This is a genomic window from Oxynema mangrovii CENA135 (genome assembly GCF_016632315.1).
GTDB lineage: Bacteria > Cyanobacteriota > Cyanobacteriia > Cyanobacteriales > Laspinemataceae > Oxynema > Oxynema aestuarii.
This window is the reverse complement of the sequence record NZ_JAEOXH010000001.1, coordinates 2625260-2645775: the sequence shown is the minus strand read 5'-3', so window position 1 is coordinate 2645775 and position 20516 is coordinate 2625260. Positions and strand designations below refer to the sequence as shown.

Below are 20516 nucleotides of genomic sequence, written 5' to 3'. Positions count from 1 at the left end.
GGCGATCGGTTTCAGTCCAGATTGGCAACAAATTCGATCGGTTTAAAACAATTAGAACAGTTTTAGAACAGTTATAGAGGACTCAGTAAATGGAAGGATTTTTTGTACTGATTGGCTTGGCGTTAGGGGGTTCCGCCCTCGCCGGAATGGTCAAAATCGTCAATCAAGGGAATGAAGCCCTCGTCGAAAGTCTCGGGCGTTACAACGGCAAAAAATTAAAACCCGGCGTTAATTTTATCGTTCCGTTTGTCGATAACGTCGTTTATAAAGAAACCACCCGGGAAAAAGTCATCGATATCCCGCCGCAACAGTGCATCACCCGGGATAACGTGTCGATTTCCGTCGATGCGGTCGTCTATTGGCGGATTGTCGATATGGAAAAAGCCTATTACAAAGTCGAAAATCTCAAAGATGCGATGATTAACCTCGTTCTAACTCAAATTCGCTCGGAAATGGGCAAGTTAGAACTGGATCAAACCTTTACCGCCCGCAGCGAAATTAACGAAGTGCTGTTGCGCGAATTAGATATTTCCACCGACCCGTGGGGCGTGAAAGTGACCCGAGTGGAACTGCGCGATATCGTTCCCTCGAAAGCCGTGCAAGATTCGATGGAACTGCAAATGTCCGCCGAACGGAAAAAACGGGCGGCAATTTTAACCTCGGAAGGGGAACGAGAATCGGCGGTCAACAGCGCCCGAGGTCGCGCCGAGGCGCAAGTGCTCGAAGCGGAATCCCGCCAAAAGGCGGCGATTTTGGATGCGGAAGCGCAGCAAAAGACGATCGTTTTGAAGGCGCAAGCCGAACGTCAAGAACAGGTTCTCAAAGCGCAAGCGACTTCTGAAGCCTTGCAGATTATCACAAAAACGCTGAAGGCCGATCCCACCGCCCGAGAAGCACTCCAGTTCCTATTGGCGCAAGAATATTTGCGTATGGGTTTGACCATTGGCAGCAGTGACAGCAGTAAAGTCATGTTTATGGACCCGCGCAATATTCCGGCAACTTTTGAGGGATTACGTTCGATTGTGGGCAATTCTAATTTACCTAATTCGGAAACGGAGGAGTTTTAGAAAATCCTAACTCTGTGGTGCGGGCATCTTGCCCGCCTTCTCCGGACAACCCCAATCAACTAACTCTGTCATTGCTCCACTCGAGGGAATTTAGCTACCCCATCTGACCTAATTACATTGAGAATTCATATCCAAATAAATAACAATATTTAAGAGGTCTAGATCGATGTCTGCTACGCTAGCGATTGATTTCCATGAAATTCGCCAAATTTTTAAGGCAAAAGCATCTAACTCTTCACGACTTTTAGAACTGGCTCGACAAGCGAAGTATTTAGCAACGGTTGTCGAAGAAAGTTGGGAAGAATTACCTTCTGAAAAACAAGAATTACTAAGAATTTTCGCTTATGCAATAATTGAGCCACCTAAAGATCTCAAAAGTCGATTGATTGCTATATTAGATCGCTTATCAGCGGCCTGGAATATTAGTTTGATTATTTTGAAAGGAGAAGTTTATGCTTTTGGAGTTTATTCTCAAGCCTATCAACATTTAATTGATGCTCTTTTAAATTCAATAGAAAATGAAAGTGAAGCTTATCAGTTTAAATTAAGAAAAGCGATTGAAGAGAGTATATCTGAAGAAGTTGATAAAGGACAAGCTATGACTGTGGAGGAAGCCAGTGACAGAATCCGATCTATTTCAAATAGTATTTTCGAGTAATTTTGAAGCCAGTCTAAAAAAACTCTTAAAAAAACACTATCGTAAAAACAATGTAGGACGTGAAAACCTTATAAACATTATAGAAAATATTATTCGACAGTTGAGTATTGCTCCTCGTGTTCGTCCACCTATCGGTCATTTAGAACCTTTTCCAAAAGGAATGTCTGTCGAAGGATATGAATTATGGAAATTAGAGTTTAAAATGCCTCAACTTCAAGGTGCAAGCCGAGAAGGACGATTAATTTATTTATTAAACACACAAGCCCAAAAAGTGGTTGTTGTTTGGATTTATACTCATGCAGAATTTGAAAAAAGACCGGATAATTCTAATCTTAAGATTTTATTAAAAGAAATCATTTATAACAATAACGATAACAATCAAATCAATAATCAAGAAAATGAATAATTTTTTGTAAAACCTTATAAACAAAGGTATAGCCTTCCCCAATTAGATGTATTGTGGTTTCAAATAAGAATGAGACCCAATATCTGTGTAGTGTAGAGGTGATTCGCGAATCACCTCTACAGGGTGTGGGTAAACTCACTCTTAAAGGCGCTGTAAATGCCAGAATCTGTCTCAATCTAAATTGAAATGACTATACTATTAAGGCGGTACTCCCGTAGCTGTCCAAGTAAGGGCGGGTTCACCAAGCCAAATCGATCGCCCCTACTACTGACGAGTTTTTCATGAGTTCAGCAATATGAGAAACACTATATTATTATTTTAGTTTATTCAGAAATAATTATTTTCGTGGATTCCTGTGTTATGAGCTACGATCGCTTATGTCGGTTTCAGTCAGTGTAAAGGATCGTTTTTGAAAACGGATACAATTAAAATATTGTCAAGTAGAGATTGGCCATATCGGGAGCGAAAACAAGAAATTAAACTAGACGATTTTCAATAACTTTCTTTCCAAAACTCAACCCCGTTCTTGGGCGAGACTGCACCGATCGCACAACCCGAAAAACTCTAAAGTATGATAAAACACTTTAAAATGATGGGATTGTTCGAGTTTTCGTTCGAGGTCGTGAACTGGGCATTCATCTAGGGGAATGGACTGACCGCATTGCAAACAGGTTAAGTGATGGCGGTCTTGTTGGAGGCTGCTATAGAGAGATTCGCCATTGGCTAAGGTGCGGACTTGAACGACTCCTTCGAGTTTTAAGCCTTCTAAGGCCCGATATACCGTTGCCAGACCGACTCCCTGATTGCGATGGCGCAGTTCGATATAAATATCCTGTGCGGAAAGGGCTTCTTTCTTGGTTTTGAGAAAATTGAGAATGCGGTCTTGAGAACGGGTGCGCTTGGCTTTCATAGGGATTTTTTTTAGAGCTTAGATTTAGAGAGTTGAGAAGATCGAGACGGTCGGAGGATTGAAGATAACAGAGGGTTCGGGAACGATCGGGAGATTGGGATCGCGATCGCGCAATCCCAAACGATCTCGATTGTCACAAAACCTAATAATATTTTACTAATATTTTACGATAAACTCGCACGGTGATGTCTGGGGAAGATCGACGAGGGGCGCGGTAAAATAGCTAGCAATTGGGGGCGATCGCCTCGAAAAATCGGCGACCTTCGCCGCGACTGGCGCAGTCGAAGTGTCCGGGTCTCGCCTTAAAATGAGAAAGCCGCGACCTCAAAGGCACGATCTCAAGAATCTACGGGCAAAGCTGATGACTCAAAGACAATACCAGGCTCACATCTATGTTACTCTGCGCCGTTCGGTTTTAGATCCGGCAGGAACGGCGGTCGAGTCCGGACTGAAAAATATGGGCTACGACAACGTTACCGGGGTGCGCATCGGCAAATATGTCGAACTGTCGATCTGCGCCAGCGACGAACAACAGGCCCGCAACCAACTCGATCGCATCTGCGACGAACTCTTAGCCAATCCGGTCATTGAAAACTATCGCTTCGAGTTAACCGAAGTCGCCACGGTTCAAAAAGCGGAGGTCAACTCGTGAAATTTGGAGTCATTGTATTTCCCGGTTCCAACTGCGATCGCGATGTGGTCTGGGTCACCGAAGGCTTACTCGATCAACCGACTCGCCTCGTTTGGCATCAAGACACCGACATCGCCGACCTCGATGTTATCGTCCTTCCCGGCGGCTTCAGTTACGGCGATTACTTGCGTTGCGGCGCGATCGCCCGTTTTTCCAGAGTGATGCCCGAAGTGGTCAAACACGCGGAACGCGGCAAATTCGTCATCGGTATTTGTAACGGCTTCCAGGTCCTCACCGAATCGGGCTTATTACCCGGGGCCTTAATCCGCAATCGCGACCTGCATTTTATCTGCGATCGCGTCCCGGTCAAAGTCGAAAACACCCGCTTACCCTGGACGAGTGCCTACGATCCCGGTCAAGTCATCACCCTTCCCATCGCCCACGGGGAAGGTCGCTACTACGCCGACGCCGACACCCTCGACGAACTCGAAACTAACAACCAAGTCGTGTTTCGCTACTGCACCCCGGACGGGGCGATCGACGCCGCAGGCAATCCCAACGGATCCTTAAATAATATTGCCGGAATCTGCAATCGCAACGGCAACGTCCTCGGCTTGATGCCCCACCCCGAACGCGCCTCCGACCCCGTTCTCGGTGCCACCGACGGCATCAAACTGTTTGAAAGTCTCTTAGGCGCAGCCGTCGCCGCCGTTTAGATGACGAGCTTCGGAGTCAGGAGTCCCCAGGGCGCCGATCCGACCCACTGCTGAAGACATCTCCCGACTCCGGACTTCTTACGAATGCGGTTCGCCAAACAACACCACCGAACAGGCTAAATCTTGGATCACCTGAGTGGTGACATTGCTAATCGCCAAACCTCCGGCAGTCCGACGGCGAACCGATCGCAGAATCACCAAATCCGCCGATCGCGCCGCCCTGAGAATCACCTTAGTCACGTCGTCGTGGGCGATCGTCTTAATATGGGTGGACACCGATAGCGGACTGTCACTGAGAGCCTTCGACAACTCCATCTCGAAGCGATCGATCTGTTCCGGCGGCGTCCGGCGATCGCACACGTGCAGTAACTCGATCTGCGCCTCATTCGCATCCGCAAATAACTGCGCAAACCACACCGTCCGCAACGATTGAGGACTCAAATCCTTCACCGGAACTAAAATCCGATGCATGTTCATCGGTTCGTCCATCAACCGCGTCACCGCCACCGGACAGTGAGACGACCAAAACACGTCATTAATCACATTTCCGAACAACCGCGCCCGCAAACTCGTCGTCGGACTCCACCCCATCACGATCAACCCCGCTTGTTTTTCCCGGGCGACCCGACTGATTCCGCGCGCCACATCGTCGTCAATCCGTAACTCCGGCTGCGCCTCGACCTCGAATTCTCGGGCAATATCGAGCGATCGCGATAACAATCGTTCGCTTTGGGCGATCGCCCCGTCTAACTCCGGGTCATCCATGTGAACGTGACCCATCGCCACCGATAACGGTACGATATGCCCCTGTTCGTGGCGCGCCAGCAACGCCGCCATTTCAATCAAATAACGTTCCGTCAGAGGATTGTAAATCGGTACCACCACCGTAAACGGCGACGGACTCGGTTCTCTCTGGCTGACTTCCCCCGTTGCCTTTTGTTCGTGCTGTTCCCACCAAATCAACCGTTCTTCAGCGTCGATTTGGGCTTGCGTTAAGGGTAAGCGACTCGCAAACTGCGCCGTCATCAACGGTCCGAGAATCGACGTCAACAACATCAACACGACAATCGTATTGAACACTTCATCGGTAATAATTCCCTGTTGCACCCCCACCAACGCCGCCGCCAACGTCGCCGCCACCTGGGGAACCGATAACGACCACATCGTTAACGTCTCGGTCCATTGATAGCGATACAGCACTTTCGCCACCAACGCCGCCACGAATTTCGCCGTCAGTAACCCGATTGAAATCGCCAAGGTCATCCCCAACGAAGAGGTCAGGGTCTTCGCAAATGCCGGAATATTCAACAGCAACCCCATCCCCACAAAGAAAAAGGGAATAAACATGACGCTGCCGACAAATTCCACTTTTTCCTTAACCGGACCGTTCCCCACCGCGTCATTCACCGCCAAACCCGCGAGGAACGCCCCGACAATTTTATCGACGTTGATGATTTGCGCCCCTACCGACGCTAAAAAGACCGCGAGGAGAACGAATAAAAATTGATTGCCTTCTTCGTCACCCGTGCGCCGAAAAAACTCTTTTCCGGCCCAGTCTAAGCCAAATAAAACGGCCACCGCATAAATTCCCAAGGCGGCTAACTGAATCACTAAGGTTTCGGGGGTAAAATTGCCCGCATTAATCGAAACACAAATTGCTAAAACGAGTAAGGCCGCAATATCGGTAAAAATGGTCGCACCAATGGTCACTGTAACGGCTTCGTTACCGACGACCCCGAGACGATTGACAATCGGATAGCCTAACAGGGTATGGGAGGCAAGCAGCGAACCGATTAAAATTGAAGCATTCCAATCAAACCCAAAAAAACGCCCGATCGCCGTACCGACGATTAACGGGACGAAAAAGGTCGCCGCCCCAAAAATCATCGAGCGATCTTTGGTTTTACGAAACTGTTCGAGATCGATTTCTAATCCGGCAACAAACATTAAATAAATTTTGCCGATATCCGAGAGCAAGGCGATCGTTTCTCCCTCGGGATTGAGCAAGGTAGCCCCGTGGGGACCGAGCAACACCCCGGCGACAAGTAAGCCGACTAATCCCGGTAACTTTAATTTTTCAAAAATTGGCGGGACGGTCAAAATGACCAACAGCAAAATTGTAAATTCAAGGATCGGACTGTCGGGTAAGTTTTGAAGGAGTTGTTCCATAAGTGCGTTTTTAATCGAGAACTTCAAGGGGCGATCGATGGGCGATCGCCGGAAAGGCTTTTGCTCTTATTTGTTTCTGGGATAAGTTTTTTGAATCGATTCAGTTCCATTCCCGTCTCGGTCGATGGCAGTTTCGACGGGAATCGCTCCTGGCATCGTCGCCACTTACGACGAGCAAGAACCGCTATACTATAGCAAATCTATAGCGACCCTATCTGAGTAGTAAAATTTATTGAGAACGAGGATAACCTGTAAATTTGATGTTCTCAATCTAACTCTTTCACCTTTCATTCCCGTTTCTACTGGAATCTAGCTACTGCAATCGGAGTTAACCGACCGTCGATCGGGTTCGATTTTTATTCTCTTCGAGTTGCAATTCATTTAGGAATCTGTATCTATTCTTTCTTGTTTTTTTGTTTTTTCTATAAAATCAAGCTATGCTTTTAAGTTGTTAAATGAATTAACTGTAGGGAACGAGGACGGGTAAAATCTGGGGAATCACGCGAAAATGTGCCGGGGTTTGAGTCGTCAACTCCCCATCGGTATTAATCTCGCAGTGTTTGCGAGTTTCGATCCGAATGTCCTGACCTTCCAAGGTCCGAACCCCGCGCATTCGATGGTGTCTGCCTTGCCACAAGGCGGGAAATAAATAAATAATTTCCCACCAATGTTTGACTTCCAAACTATATAAGTCCAAGCGGCGATCGTCGATGGTCGCATCGTGAATGACGGTCATGCCTCCACCATAATAGCGACCGTTGCCGACGGCAATTTGAATCGTTTTCACCCGAATACATTGACCGTTGGCGATGATTTGCGCTCGAAAAGGGCGTGCTTTCCACAAGACTTTAAATGCCGTCGCCGCATAAGCCAAAACTCCCCAACGGTGTTTGGCCTCTTTCGTCAATTTTTGAGTAATATCGACACTCAATCCCAAACTGGCTACGTTAAAGAAATATTTGCCATTGACCCACCCCAAATCGATGTAGCGTACCCGACCTCGGGCGATCGTCTCGCACGCGGCCTCGATCGCATTGGGAATATTTAAAGTACGGGCGAGGTCGTTGGCCGTACCCAGAGGTAGAATTCCGAGGGGAAGTTGAACCTCGACCAAGCCTTCGACTGCCGCATTCAAGGTACCGTCGCCGCCGCCGATCACGACGAGATCGACGCAATTGCGGTACTTTCGGATAACATCGGGCAGATCGCGCGGATCTTCGGGGCATTCTCGCACGATTTCGAGTCCGAAAGCAGTCAAATAGGCGATCGCGCGCTCGACTGCCTGAGATTTTCCCTGACGAGCATGACGGTTACTCAATACTAACGCGCGCTTTGGCGGTTGGCGATCGCGCTCAAACTTTGCCCCTTCCGACTCCCGAGGCGATCGCCCGAACGAATTAAAAACATTCATTGTGAATATAGCTATTTTAGAGATCTCAGAGAGGGGCGATTTGCACGGCTACCACGGGATCGAAACACCGATCGATCCTAGTGCTTGCCATTGGTGTCGAGGCGATCGAGCCATTGCACCAAGGCTTCGCGAACCCCGGGAGGGACATCGAGGGGCAAACTTCCCGAACGCACGTGTAAGTCCCGTTGCGGAAAGGGAATCTCAATTTCGCGTTGTTCGAGTAAGGCATAAATGCGAAAATACAATTCGCTTTTGAGATAATATTGCTTGCTCGGTTCCGCACTCCACACCAGCAACTCGAAATCGAGGGAACTGTCTCCAAACCCGAGAAACAGAACGTTCGGTGGCGGGACGAGTAAGACATCCGGATGGCCTTTGGCCGCATCTAATAAGGCGGCTTCCACCGCTTGAATATCGGAACCGTAGGCGACACCGACGGGTAAGTGCAAGCGAGACACGGGGTTATCGTGACTCCAGTTAATCACCTCGTTTTCGAGAAAGCGCGAATTCGGTACGATGATCGAGACGCGATCGAGGGTGCGAATTACCGTACTGCGACTGCCAATCCGTTCGACGGTGCCGCTATATTCGCCGACTTCGACAAAATCCCCCACTTGAATCGGACGCTCGAATAATAAGACTAAGCCACTGCCGAAGTTTTTGGCGATATCCTGCAAGCCGAAACCGATCGCCACACTCAACGCACTGACGACGATTGTCAGGGAACTGATATCGAGTCCCCAAACTTGCAGTAAGACTAAGGTTCCGATGAAGATCAAACCGTATTTAGTGACGATCGCCACCGCTTCTTGGGCGCCCCGGTTCATCCCCGCGATCTTTAAAATTCGGGATTTGAGCAGTTGGGTGGTTTTGGAGGCGACGGCGATCAAACCCAACAACATCCCCGTGAGGATGAGGATGTCAATTAAGGAATAGGGCCGCGACCCCAAGGTTAGAATCGGCGAGGTAAAGGCGGTCCGCAGGGCCTCTAGGATCCGGTAACTCCACTGGCGGGTGAGGGGAAAGGAATTGGTGATATAGAAGGCGGCGCCGAGCCAGACGAAGGCGCGGGCGATCGCCAAACTGAAACTGAGGAAAAATTGGACGCCTTGGGAACTCTCTTCCCCGTCTTCCGCACTCTCCGACGAGAGCAATTGCGTTAGGGGTTGTCGGTAGCGATTCCAGAGTTTCCCCAAACCGGAGTGCAGGACTAAACTCAAGGCGAAAATGGCGATGGAGACAATCAGCGATCGCCAGATAAAACGGCTGCTGCGCTCTTTTCTCGCTTCTTTGAGCGCCTTTTCGAGTTGTTTCGCCCACAAATCGGCTTGTTGTTCTAAGGTCAAGCCGTCCGGAGCGTCCGCGTCGGTGACCGTGAGCAGTTGGCGGTCGTTCACCACGATCGTCGGTAGTTGGTTCGATTCGACCACTTGCACGTCAATCGGCGCTCCCGAATCGGCTATTTTTTGGAGTTGGTCGTTAATCAGACTGGCGCGAAAGTCGGCGCGATATTCCCGAACCCGACTGACGAGAAACAAGGGCCGACCGTCTAAAATGACGGGCGCTTTGGCTTTTTTGATTTCCGACTTCATCCACTCGAGAGGGACGGGGGCCACGGCACCGGGCGCCTCTAACATGGGGGTGGGGGGCGTTTCCTGGGCGACGGCGCTGGGGGAGGAAACGGCGCTGGGAATGTGACTGGCGATCGCAATTGAAAAGGCGAGGAACGCGGCGATCGCGATCCGAGTCGCACTCCATGTTTTCGAGCCATGGCGCGCGATCGCGTCGAGAACTCCTGAATCGTTCGAGTCTGCCTCACGGCGCGTAGAAATCATATTCGATCTAGATCTGATGGAGAGCGAACGAGCGGCAAGCGGGCTACACCCTACTGATTCTCATCAGTTTACCGAAAGGGAAGGTTAGATCGAGTGACTGGCAACATCTAGCAGGGGAGAGGAGGTACTCTTGCCACGGGCAACTTCGATCTGCGCTCGTACCGAGTTTCTCTCCCACCGCGCGATCGCTACCGGACTCTGTTGCCGGGTCATTAACTGCGTTACTTTCACAAAATATGCGGACGATCCGGATTCATTCTCACTAAATAAAAAAAGATATTTTAAAGATGAATTGACAGAAGTTAGGAGGCGATCTCGTCGAGTGTTCTTAATAGTAAGTTTCGATCCATGCTAAAAATCTGGATAAAGAAATTTGACCGCTAGATCTCTAAAAACAATTCATCAATTGCAAGTTAAATTCTGTAAATTTTTTCAGATATTATCCGAATATGAATTCCGTAAAAGCTTTACAAATAGATACCATTTCACAAAAAATGGTTTTAAATCGCTTTAAATGTTTATCTACTCGGAAAACTAAGAATTGACTTTGGGTTAATCTATCAATATAGAAAATATTCTAAAAATTTAAGAGCGTGACTGTTTTTATTGTGGCTAACAGAAAAAATAAAAAAGCGACAAATAGACATTCTACCCCATCGGCGATCGCCCCCTTTAATATCTTTCAAAAGAAAATATTAATTTAATTTTCTCAGTGAATTTAAAATTTCAAAAATCCCGCTTATAAAATTTTCTTTTGTAAAAAAAATGCAATTATATATGAAGATGTAAAGCCGTCGGTCTGCTGAGAACAACCGAGGGGAAAGAGAGAATCACAACAGCCGAGTGATGAATCTAAAGCGCATTTCAGATCGAATAGAGTGTCAGTATCGAATCTTATTGTGGGCTGAATACCGGAAGCAACGGCTGAGGAATCATGCAATTCTAAAATAAAATATCTCTGGAATTGACGCCTGTAAGCACCTTATCCAAGCTCGATCCACCCCACTCCACAAAAAATCCCCGATATAAGTTTGCGGATCGGGGGAATGCTGGGGGGTATAAAGCAAGCACGAACCGAGGGAAATCGATCCCGACCCCCTGGGTTTTAGGCGGTCGGTTCTTTCGGCGACCTGTAAAGTTCTGTAAGCATTCAACCAGAGGTGCGCCAAGGGCAGATCTCGACGTCAGGAGTCGGTCGGTGGCCATCGGGCCAAACGACCTGGCCGAACCGAGTCCGAGATCGTCCTGGGTCAAACTGAGACCCCGTTACAGATCGAATCGCCCGCCACATCGGAACGAGCGATCGGGGGTCGAAATCGTGGTGACGAGGATTTGCTGACGCAATGGTTACACCTGCCCTGGGTTTCCCACCGGGAAACCGCAGCACTTGGCGATCGCGCGAGTGCCGGGGGTTCGAGCGCGATCGCTCGCGCAGCGCTGCCCTATGGGGCTATCCGTTTCTGCCCAGTTGAGGAGGCTAACGTTGATGATCGTCCATAAAGTTGCAATCGGAACCCTAGCCGCCCTTGCGACTGCCGAGTTGACCCAAGAAGTCAACGTCAGTGCCAACACCCATACACCCCTGCAACCGACCTGCGATTGGGTGGCTGGCACGCCATCGAAAGTGAATTCAGGCGAAGGGGAATCGCCTCAAGAAGCACCAACGGCGATGACAGGTTGCCTCTCCAGCGAAGCACCCGACATCGATACTGACCGCGATCGGCACAGTCCGGTTCCTGAATGCGGGGATAAATCTAGATCTCATGACGGTTGCGAACCGATCGCGACCGATTCCGAAGCCCTTGGGGAGTCCGATTCGCCCGAGACCATCGGCGGGGAGTTTGGCGACCGTCTGGCGCGCCGAAGCCAGTTGACCGATCTCGGCGCACATTGGGCCAAACCGTTTATCGAAGCCTTACAAGCCGACGGCGTGATTCAAGGCTTTCCCGACGGCAGTTTCCGACCGAACGCTCCGATGACCCGCGCTCAATTTGCCGCCGTCGTCGAGCGGGCTTTCCGCGATCCTCCTACTCAGTCGCGACCCGATCGCCGCCCCCGGTCTGCGAGAACTCAACACGGTTCCGATCGCGTCTTTCGAGATGTTTCGGAGCGCTCTTGGGCCCAAAATGCGATCGAAGCGGCGGCAGATATGGGATTCCTGACGGGTTTTCCCAACCAGGAATTCGCTCCCGACCGCCCGATCGCCCGCCTGCAAGTTCTCGTCGCCCTCGTGCGCGGCTTGAACTTAACCCCTACCGACGCCGCCTCCGAGTTGTCTGCCGCGATCGACACCACCACCATTCCCGACTACGCCCAAACGAGTTGGGCCGCCTCCCGACGTCTGACCGAACAACTCCAACAGCGCGCCCGTCAGATGGGCATCTCGATTCCCGAGGATTGGTTGAACCAACCGAACGGCAATGCTACCCGCGCCGAAGTGGCGGCTCTAATCTACGAAGCTCTCGCCATTTCTACACAACCCGAAGCCACGGTCAACCCCATCTCGACGCCCAACCCCTCCGTCAGTGCAGGTGCCGACCGTGCCAATCAGCAGAGGCCCACGGAGATAAAACCCAATACTCCAGACCCCAGATCGATCCGGAAAATTACGGAGCCAATTCCTTGGGTGGAACCGGGGGTCAACCTGTCCTGGAATGGCGCCCCATCCGCCAGCGTTCCCGTCGCCTCTCCACAGGAGAATCCCCCGGAGAGTGACGGCGAAGCGAACGCGGAAACTGCCAAGGCGATCGCCTACCGCCAAGATCGCTCTGATGCGATCGCCCCGGAAAGCGTCACGGCGTGGGGCGCCAAAGGCACCCGCGACCCGGAACCTCGCTCTTACCAACCGGAAGCCGACGTCGTCGCCACCCGCACCATCTCCCGGTTGCAAATCTTGCAAGAGCGCATCGGTGCGACCCGCATCCCCGACATGCCCTTACCCCCCTTAGCCGCCGCAGGCACCTATTTACCCGACCCCACTCCTATTTTTGACGGCTACATCTGGCCCGCTCGCGGGATCCTCACCTCCGGTTACGGCTGGCGTTGGGGACGGATGCACAAAGGCATCGATATCGCCGGACCGTTGGGAACGCCGATTCTGGCCGCTTCCGCAGGGGTCGTCACTTATGCGGCTTGGAATGCAGGCGGTTACGGCAACCTGGTCGAAATCCAACATCCCGACGGCAGCTTTACCCGCTACGCCCACAACTATCGGATTTTAGTGCGCGAGGGCCAATCCGTCGAACAAGGACAATTGATCGCTCAAATGGGCACTACGGGGAACAGTACCGGAGTTCACTTACACTTCGAGATCCATCCCCCCGGCGAAGATGCGGTCGATCCGCTAGCCTATCTTCCCGGCGATCGCCGTCAGTTCCAAATTGATGCCGTCGTCGGTCAGGCGCAACCGTAGCCGTGCCGCGCGCCGTTCGCCCCCTCCGGTCTGGGTATCCGCAATCCCTACACCCTGCTCGGTTCCTCGTGCGGATCGCCAGACCCGAACCCCCCCATTCGTTAACGGCTAGTTAACGGCGCACGAGCTGGGGATGTCGTCCTAACTGTCCGGTCATTAACCGCAACGCCAAGCGTCGCAGGGGCGAGACGTGACGCAATCCCCACAGTCCCACTTGTCGCAGCATCACCGAGGGCAGCCAGCGATTGGAAAAGAGGCGATCGAGGAAGTCGGTAAATCCCAATATTGTTAAATTTTCCCCCTTGCGCCATCGTTCGTAACGCTTCAAGACCTTGAGGGACCCGAGATCTTCCCCGTTTTTGTGGGCTTCTTGCAGGATTTGCGCGATCGCCGCCGCATCCCGAATGCCCAAATTCAAGCCCTGGCCGCCCACGGGATGACAGCAGTGGGCGGCATCGCCGACTAAAGCCAGACGCGGCAGCACGTAGCGATCGCTCTGCATTAACTGCACTGGAAACACAAATCGCTCGCCGATCGGCTCGATCTCTCCCATCGCCTCGCCGTAGCGTTTTTTCAATTCCACTAAAAACTGTTCGTCGTCCAATGCCGCCAGGGCTTTCGCTTCGGCGTGGGGAGCCGTCCAAACGACGTTGCAGCGATTCCCCGGCAAGGGCAAAATCGCAAACGGACCGCTCGGCCAAAACCGCTCGTAGGCAATATTCCCGTGACCTTTCTGCGGTCGGACTTTCGTCGTAATGCACGATTGCCAATACTTCCAGCCCCGGGTGCCAATGCCCGCCAACCCCCGAATCCGGGAGTGCTTGCCATCGGCAGCCAGTAGCACCCGAGCGCGGATGGTTTGCGAACGCCCGTCGGCCTCCACGTGCAGGTTAACTCCCTCGCTGTCGTATTCCACCCCTTGCACTTGCGCCGGACAGATCCAAGTCAGTTGGGAACAGCGATCGTCGGCAAACTCATGTAAGGCAGACAGCAGCACTGAATGTTCTGCCACGTAACCGAGCTGTTCGGTGCCTAAATCTCCGGTTTCAAACTGCACCCCCAACCGTCCGCGATCGGATAGATGGATCTGTTTGAACGTGCAGATCTTCGGTAAAATCCTCTCCCAGACCCCGATTCCGTCGAAAATATGCCCGGTAAGTAAGGTCAGGGCGTAAACTTGGGTTCGAGCTGCCGCCGCTTCTCGCTCGGCGGCGTCGATCGAGATCACCCGCAAGCCGGAATCTTTGAGGGCGCAGGCGATCGTCATTCCGGTGACCCCCGCGCCGACGATCGCCACGTCGCAGGTGGCGGTCGGCTCGCTGGGGGTCGATTGCACGGCGGGGGAAGCTAGGGAAGGTTGCGGCATTGTTCGGTCGAGCTTACGAACCAAAAAATTAACGATATTTACATTTCTTTATTATTCTTTATTCTGCCGCAACTTGCGGCGATGGGAAACTCCCCATCGCTTAACGGTGCCATTCCCGTAAGGCGATCGCGATGCCCTCGCGCAGGTCCGGGGCGATCGTCGGATCGGCGGCCCGTTCTTGCAGGCGCTGGTAAGTCCGTTCCGGATCGAGCCGTTTGAGGGCGGCGATCGCGTGCAGGCGCACGCTGGCATCGGGATCGGCCAACAGCCGGATCGACGGTTCGATCGCCCGGGAATCCCCCAACTCTCCCAACCCCAGGACGATCGCCTTCTTCACTTCAGCCGACTCGGGTCCGGTCGAGGGTTCCGCGTCGATCACGGCGACGAGCACCTCTGCCGCGCGCTCGCGCAAGGGGGTCTCGGTTTGTCGTCCGAGAACCGCCGCAATTTCAGCCGCGAACGCCGCCGGGAGTTTCTCTCCCTCGTTCCCGCCGCGACAGCAAAGTTGGATCGCGCCCTGCAAGGCATCCACCGCTTCCGGAACGCTCATCCAGCCGAGGGCGCGAACCGCCGCGAGTTTTAACGGCATCGGGGTCGTCTCAGCCGCGAAGACGTCGGACAAGGCGGCGACGGCGGCGGGGCTGTCGAGCCGTCCCAGGGCGATCGCCGCCTGCTGGCAAACCTCAAGATTCAAATCCCAGAGGCGATCGCGCAGCCGTCGGACGAGATCGCATCCGGGTAAGCGATCGTCCAGGGAACCGCGCGCCGCCCACAAGCCCAGGCCGATCGCCCCTTGACGACGCACCCGGGCCGATGGGTCGTCCAACGCTTTCACGAGCAAGGGAGGCAGGCGCGGATCGTCGAGGGCGATCGCCGCTTCCCAGGCGATCGCGCGCACTTCCACGTCCGGATCGGCGATCGCCGCGAGTAAGGGTTCGACAACCCGAGGGTGCTGGATCTGGGCGATCGCCCGCACCGCGAGCCGCCGCGATTGTGGCTCTTGCATCAATTCGGCGAGGATGTCGATCGCCCCTTCTCCCAGTTCGGCGAGGGCGCTGGTCGCGGCGTCCCGCAGATCCTCATCTTCTTCGGCAACCAACAGGTTCGCCAGGGCGGCGATCGTCGTCGTGCGCGTTTCCGGACTGACCCGGTGGCTCAGCAGGTCGGTCGCGGCGCGCACGGCAAACCAGCGCAATTCCCCATCGACGGCCCGATCGCCGATCCAGGCGAGCAAGGGGGCGATCGCCGCTTCTCCAAAGTAGGCAAGCAGCTTGGTCGCTTCCCACCGTTGTCGAAAATCTCCGTTGGCCAAACTGTCGAGGGTTAATTGGAGGGCGTTCGCTGCGGTCGTTCCGCCGTTGCGATCGCCGGGTACCTCGTCGTCTCTGGCCAGCAATTGTTGCAGGCAGTCGAGCACTTGCGACCAATTGCCCCCGGCGGAGGCGGCGTTGGCTCGCGCTAATAGATCGGCGCTAGGGAGAGACATCACGGGGAAGTTGACGGGGTAGGAAGCGATTTCGAGGTGGCGTGCGGTTCGTCCAAGCGCTGGCGAGCCATCATCTGCCAAACCCGCGTTTCGGGATTGATAACGAGGTCGCTATCTTCGGCGCACTGTTTCCAGGGGAGTAAGGGGGGAGAGGCATTCCCGCCCCGGTCGTCGTCCGGCGTCCGTTCCAGGGTTTGGGCCAACAGGCAATAGGCGGCGATATTGCGATCGTCGAGGGCGATCGCCTCTCGCAACTGGCGTTCGGCTTCGCGATTGCGGTTTTCTTGAAAATACGCCCATCCCAGGTTTTTGTACAGGTCTGAGAGGGTTTCCGGGTCGATATTTTCGTAATGTCGCGCCCGTTCTAAGGCGTCGCTCAGGCGGGCGATTGCCCCTTGGGTGTCTCCCGCTCTCCAAATTTGCAAGCGCGCTAAGTTGTTGGTGGCGCGCAATTGGGTACTCGGTTCGCCGTAGGCGATCGCTTGTTGGTAATATTCTGTGGCGCGTCGGTAATCTTCTTTTTCTTCGTAGACCATCGCCAAGTTGTAAGACGCATAGCTGTTGTCGCGATCGAAGTTCAAGGCGAGTTGGCCGAACAGAAGGGCTTTTTCAAAGTTTTTATCTTGAAAATTGGTCACGGTCAGCCCGTTGAACTGTTGGGAAATTTTCGGCGCGATCGCGTGATTCCAGTACAGTTGCACTGCCGGGGTCAGCACTGGCCATCCCACCCCGGCTACGCCCGCGATCCCGACCCAGAAGAGGGCCGCTTTCCAGGGGAGCGATCGCCCCGACTCCGGGCGCTCCCGGCTCGATTTTAATGGCGCTCGGATCTGCTCCAAACGCTGCAAAATGATTTTGGTATGTTGCGGGCGCGCTTTCCAATCCGGCGCCATCAGTTCGTCGATCGCGTCGGCTAACGGTCGCTCTAGGTCGGCAACACGATCGCGCCACTGCAATTCCCCCTTGTCGGTTTCGGGAAATTCCATCGGCGACAAGCCCGAGAGCAAATGAACGAAGGTGCGCCCGAGGGCAAAAAAGTCCGACTGTAGGGTTGCTTTCCCTTCGAGTTGTTCGGGAGCGGCATAACCACTGGTTCCCACCCGCGTTTGGCCGTCGGCGCCGAATTCGGCGACGGTTCCAAAGTCGATTGCGGCGAGTTCGCCATTGGGACGCAAAATCAGATTGGACGGTTTGAGGTCTCGATGGCCGAGATTGTGTTGATGGATGACGTGGAGCAGTTCGGTTAACTGTTGCAGCCAATCGAGGGCGCGATCGCTCGAGATCGGTCCGTTCTCGGACAGCCATTGTTCTAAGTTTTCCCCTTCGATTTTTTCCATGACCAAACCGTGAACGATTTTGTTACGGGGCAAGGTCACGGTGAAATAGCCGTCGGGTTCGACTTTGGGAATGCCGGGATGTCTCAGCCACATCAAAACTCGCGCTTCTCGTCGAAACAGACGCACTAATTTGGGATTGTGGGTGAATTTGAAGATTTTTAAAACTTTGATTTCGCCCCAATTGAGTTGATTCGTGCCCCAATCTTTGACTTCGTAGATGTCGGTCATCGCGGCGGGATTGGGGGGACGCAAGGGGCGCAGGATTTCATAGCGATCGTCAACGAGCAAGCTCGTCCCGCAACTCTGACACTGAGTTGCGCCATCAGGATTTTCCCGGTGGGAACAGTGAGGATTGATGCAGTAACTCACCTTGGTGGGGGTTGGCGTGACGATCGACACGGGTAAGGAAGTTGATCGGAGCGTTGACGGCGAAAACGGGGAGGGATCGGAGGCGATCGCCTCGGCAGTACGAACCGGAGGGCGTGCATAATGGCCGGGCGATCGCTCCTACTACGGTTTAAGAGGAGCGACAATTGGCGACATAACGAGACAATAGCCAATCCCGAAGCGGGGATTCGCTATTGTCCGCTCGCCAGGGTGCCGATGGCGGCTGGTTTACGCGGCCATCGCCGCGAGTAACTGCCGCAGGTTTTCTGGGGCGTAACCGACTTCGAGCTGCGATTTTTCTTCGAGTACCGATGACATTTGCTTGAGCAGCTCGATCGTGTCGTCGTAGCTGCCCGTTCGCATGAACAGGAATTGCAATTGGTTTTTCACCAACATCAAGATCGAAGAAATGCGCTCGGATTTGCTGGTTTTTTTAGGAACGGCAGATTCTTTACCGAGATTGTGACTCATCCAAATGCGGATGTTATCGATTTTCTTGGTGCGGGCGTATTCTTGAATTTCCATACAGCTATTGGCCACCAGTTTGTTGGTGACAAATTTCATGATTAACGGCTGCAAGGTAAAGGAGGTTTCGCCCGTGGAATCTTGTTTTTCAATGAGCGATCGCCGCGCCAGGGATTCGAGATTTTTGAGCAGTTCGGATAAAGACACCGGAAGGAGCAAATCTTCCCGCAAGCGCGACAGCGACACGGGGGTACGTTCGATCGCCAGCCAGTACATGATTTCTTCTTCCGACGGCGACAAACGATTGAATTGCTGCTCTAACAGCTCGTTGAGGGTATCTTCTACGAACAGTTCCGTCGCTTTGAGGAAGCTCGAAACGTTGCCGTTGAAAAATTCCTTAATCGTCGCGGCGACAATTTTGTACGCCAGCAAGTTATCGCCGTAGCGTTTGGCCAGTTCTTGCCATTCTTTATCCGTCGCTACTACGCCTTTTTCATCAAACAGTTCGCGGGCGATTTCGTCGGAGTCCATCGGTTGAACGGACCGGACTTTCTCGCCTTTGAGTAAGGCAATTTCTGCGGGTTCTTCCGCCGTGGCAATCAGCAAGCAGCTTTCGTGGGGGGTTTCGCCCAAGCGTTCGATCAGCTTGCGGTAGCCTTCGTAGCCACTGCGATAGTTCCCCGCGAGTTCGCCACCGCGCAGTAGGGTCTCGAAATCGTCGAAGACAATTAAGCATCGGCGTTCGCGCAAGTAATCTAACAGTCGCGAAATACGTCCGTTGAGATCGTTGGGCATGTCAGGACGTTTTTGACCGGAAAGGAACTGCAACAAGTCGCCGATGATCTCTTCCGGCGCCGGGGATCCGGCCAGCGATCGCCAGACGACATAATCGAAGTCACTTTCGAGTTGTTTGCCCAGTTGCACGGACAGAACTGTTTTACCGATGCCCGCCATTCCCAGCAAGACCACCAAGCGGCACCGATCTTCCGTGATTAATTCTTCCAAGATCTGCAGTTCTTCGGAACGTCCGTAAAAGTCGGACACGTCGGGTGCTTCGCCCCAATCTTGATGGCGACTGCCCAAGACAATCGGCGCCGGTCCGGTTGATTCCGGTTCGCTGCTGCTCGGTTCTCCTTCGTTGGATTGATATTGATAGTAAAGCTGATGGCGCAGTTCGGCTAATTTGCCAGGGCCACGACCGTAAATGTTGAATTTTCTATAGACTTCGCCGAGGCGTTTGCGGACGGCAATGTTGCTGATTTCCAGCATACTGGCGATCGCGGCGGTCGAGTTTCCGTCTAATGCCATGATGACCGTTTCGAGTTCGGCATCGGAGACGCCCCGCTTTTTGGCTACATCTCTAAGAAAATCAGGAGGAATTTGGTTCGTCAAGGTTTTTGTCCCGCCTTTACAAAAGATAAACTACTGAGTCCAGTATACTCTGTTTCTAGGAGTTTGTGAACGGGTGAGATTTCCCTTGCCACAAAACTTTACACCTATAGAGTCACTTGCGCTTTCCTATCATCTCAGACAAGTAGATGATTTCGCCATTATAGGCTAGAGGAGATCGAAAGAGAAAATCATCGCTTCTCTCGTGCCGAAGATACTTTGATGGCGCAAACCAATTTTTTACTCATTGCTTCTGCAATCTCCCACAACGATCGAATTTCTACTCATCTGAGAGAGAAGCCACTACCGTGACTTCCGATGAAGGTGCAAGTGACTATCGCTAACCTGGGGAACGCTCCAACGACTCAAAAGAGGGAGAGCTTTTTGATTTTGAATATAGTGACGAATCGGTTTGCAAACATCGCACCCTTTCGTCCTCGTCGGCTTCAATTCCCGTCGCGCGATCTGATTGCACTCAGTAGACTAGACATTCTAACTCTTCTTGGCAACAAATTGACAAGGGCTTACCTTTTCGATAGTTTGTCTCCTTGTCAAAAGTTCTCCTTTATTGACCGCGATGCTTTCGCGGGTTTGAGATCGCACGATCGCCCTTTTCCCCTTGCTGTCTGGCGCTTCGAGTCCCTTCTACAACTCTGGATACAACTGTTCGCAACGATGGCTCGATCGCCTCAATCCCCCGCTTTCGAGCCGGGTAAACATCGAGTTGCTTTTTCGATCTCCACGACGGACAATACCTAGAGATCGCTCTGTGGCGATCGCCTCTCTAATGCGATAAGTTCCTACCCTATTCCAAGGAACTCATCGCTGTCAAACGGGATTTTTCGATCCCTAAAAGCCCGTCATTCTCCCC

The 20516-nt window shown here is 52.7% G+C and carries 16 protein-coding genes; 7 read left to right on the top strand and 9 right to left on the bottom strand.

What is annotated here, in order from left to right; genetic code table 11:
* The first annotated feature begins 89 nt into the window (after positions 1–89).
* The 3 genes from JJD41_RS10355 (at position 90) to JJD41_RS10345 (ending at position 2131) form a co-directional block, all read left to right on the top strand.
* On the top strand, positions 90–1067 hold the full coding sequence (locus JJD41_RS10355) for an SPFH domain-containing protein (protein WP_200665847.1): 978 nt from the start codon (positions 90–92) through the stop codon (positions 1065–1067).
* A 166-nt stretch (positions 1068–1233) separates the two neighbouring features.
* Positions 1234–1725: a hypothetical protein gene (locus JJD41_RS10350; protein WP_200665846.1), complete on the top strand. Its 492-nt coding sequence runs from the start codon at positions 1234–1236 to the stop codon at positions 1723–1725.
* Positions 1685–2131: a hypothetical protein gene (locus tag JJD41_RS10345; protein WP_200665845.1), complete on the top strand. Its 447-nt coding sequence runs from the start codon at positions 1685–1687 to the stop codon at positions 2129–2131. The genes JJD41_RS10350 and JJD41_RS10345 overlap by 41 nt, the downstream gene beginning before the upstream one ends.
* A 514-nt stretch (positions 2132–2645) precedes the next feature.
* Here the strand turns inward: JJD41_RS10345 and JJD41_RS10340 are convergent.
* Positions 2646–3041, bottom strand: a complete 396-nt coding sequence (locus JJD41_RS10340; protein WP_200665844.1) for a Fur family transcriptional regulator — start codon at positions 3039–3041, stop codon at positions 2646–2648.
* A 361-nt stretch (positions 3042–3402) separates the two neighbouring features.
* Here JJD41_RS10340 and purS point away from each other — a divergent pair, with 361 nt between their 5' ends.
* The gene (purS, locus tag JJD41_RS10335; RefSeq protein ID WP_200665843.1) at positions 3403–3693 is read left to right on the top strand and encodes a phosphoribosylformylglycinamidine synthase subunit PurS; all 291 of its coding nucleotides are present in this window, start codon (positions 3403–3405) and stop codon (positions 3691–3693) included.
* The gene (gene purQ / locus JJD41_RS10330) at positions 3690–4388 is read left to right on the top strand and encodes a phosphoribosylformylglycinamidine synthase subunit PurQ (protein ID WP_200665842.1); all 699 of its coding nucleotides are present in this window, start codon (positions 3690–3692) and stop codon (positions 4386–4388) included. The genes purS and purQ overlap by 4 nt, the downstream gene beginning before the upstream one ends.
* A 78-nt stretch (positions 4389–4466) precedes the next feature.
* On the opposite strand, the gene JJD41_RS10325 is transcribed toward purQ, so the two are convergent.
* The 4 genes from JJD41_RS10325 to JJD41_RS25315 all read right to left on the bottom strand — a co-directional run bounded on the left by JJD41_RS10325 (position 4467) and on the right by JJD41_RS25315 (position 10016).
* Entirely contained in the window at positions 4467–6557 is a 2091-nt protein-coding gene (locus JJD41_RS10325; RefSeq protein WP_200665841.1) for a cation:proton antiporter domain-containing protein, read from the bottom strand.
* A gap of 460 nt (positions 6558–7017) precedes the next feature.
* The gene (locus tag JJD41_RS10320) at positions 7018–7968 is read right to left on the bottom strand and encodes a lipid kinase (RefSeq protein ID WP_200665840.1); all 951 of its coding nucleotides are present in this window, start codon (positions 7966–7968) and stop codon (positions 7018–7020) included.
* Between the two features lie 77 nt (positions 7969–8045).
* Positions 8046–9803: a mechanosensitive ion channel family protein gene (locus JJD41_RS10315; RefSeq protein WP_200665839.1), complete on the bottom strand. Its 1758-nt coding sequence runs from the start codon at positions 9801–9803 to the stop codon at positions 8046–8048.
* A gap of 84 nt (positions 9804–9887) precedes the next feature.
* A complete protein-coding gene (locus tag JJD41_RS25315; RefSeq protein ID WP_255547267.1) occupies positions 9888–10016 on the bottom strand; it encodes a hypothetical protein in 129 nt (42 codons plus the stop codon).
* A 1130-nt stretch (positions 10017–11146) separates the two neighbouring features.
* Between JJD41_RS25315 and JJD41_RS25310 the strand changes: the two genes are divergently transcribed.
* Positions 11147–11275, top strand: a complete 129-nt coding sequence (locus JJD41_RS25310) for a hypothetical protein (RefSeq protein WP_255547266.1) — start codon at positions 11147–11149, stop codon at positions 11273–11275.
* A gap of 14 nt (positions 11276–11289) precedes the next feature.
* Positions 11290–13215 (top strand): peptidoglycan DD-metalloendopeptidase family protein, encoded by a 1926-nt coding sequence (locus tag JJD41_RS10310; RefSeq protein ID WP_200665838.1) that lies wholly within the window; start codon positions 11290–11292, stop codon positions 13213–13215.
* A 112-nt stretch (positions 13216–13327) separates the two neighbouring features.
* On the opposite strand, the gene JJD41_RS10305 is transcribed toward JJD41_RS10310, so the two are convergent.
* From JJD41_RS10305 to JJD41_RS10290, 4 genes are all read right to left on the bottom strand, one after another.
* The gene (locus JJD41_RS10305; RefSeq protein ID WP_200665837.1) at positions 13328–14581 is read right to left on the bottom strand and encodes an FAD-dependent hydroxylase; all 1254 of its coding nucleotides are present in this window, start codon (positions 14579–14581) and stop codon (positions 13328–13330) included.
* 100 nt (positions 14582–14681) lie between these two features.
* Positions 14682–16067: a HEAT repeat domain-containing protein gene (locus tag JJD41_RS10300; protein ID WP_200665836.1), complete on the bottom strand. Its 1386-nt coding sequence runs from the start codon at positions 16065–16067 to the stop codon at positions 14682–14684.
* A complete protein-coding gene (locus tag JJD41_RS10295; RefSeq protein WP_200665835.1) occupies positions 16067–17773 on the bottom strand; it encodes a protein kinase domain-containing protein in 1707 nt (568 codons plus the stop codon). Before JJD41_RS10295 ends, JJD41_RS10300 begins: the two co-directional genes overlap by 1 nt.
* A gap of 246 nt (positions 17774–18019) precedes the next feature.
* Positions 18020–19648, bottom strand: coding sequence for an ATP-binding protein (locus JJD41_RS10290; RefSeq protein WP_200665834.1), 1629 nt, complete (start codon positions 19646–19648; stop codon positions 18020–18022).
* Between the last annotated feature and the right edge of the window lie 868 nt (positions 19649–20516).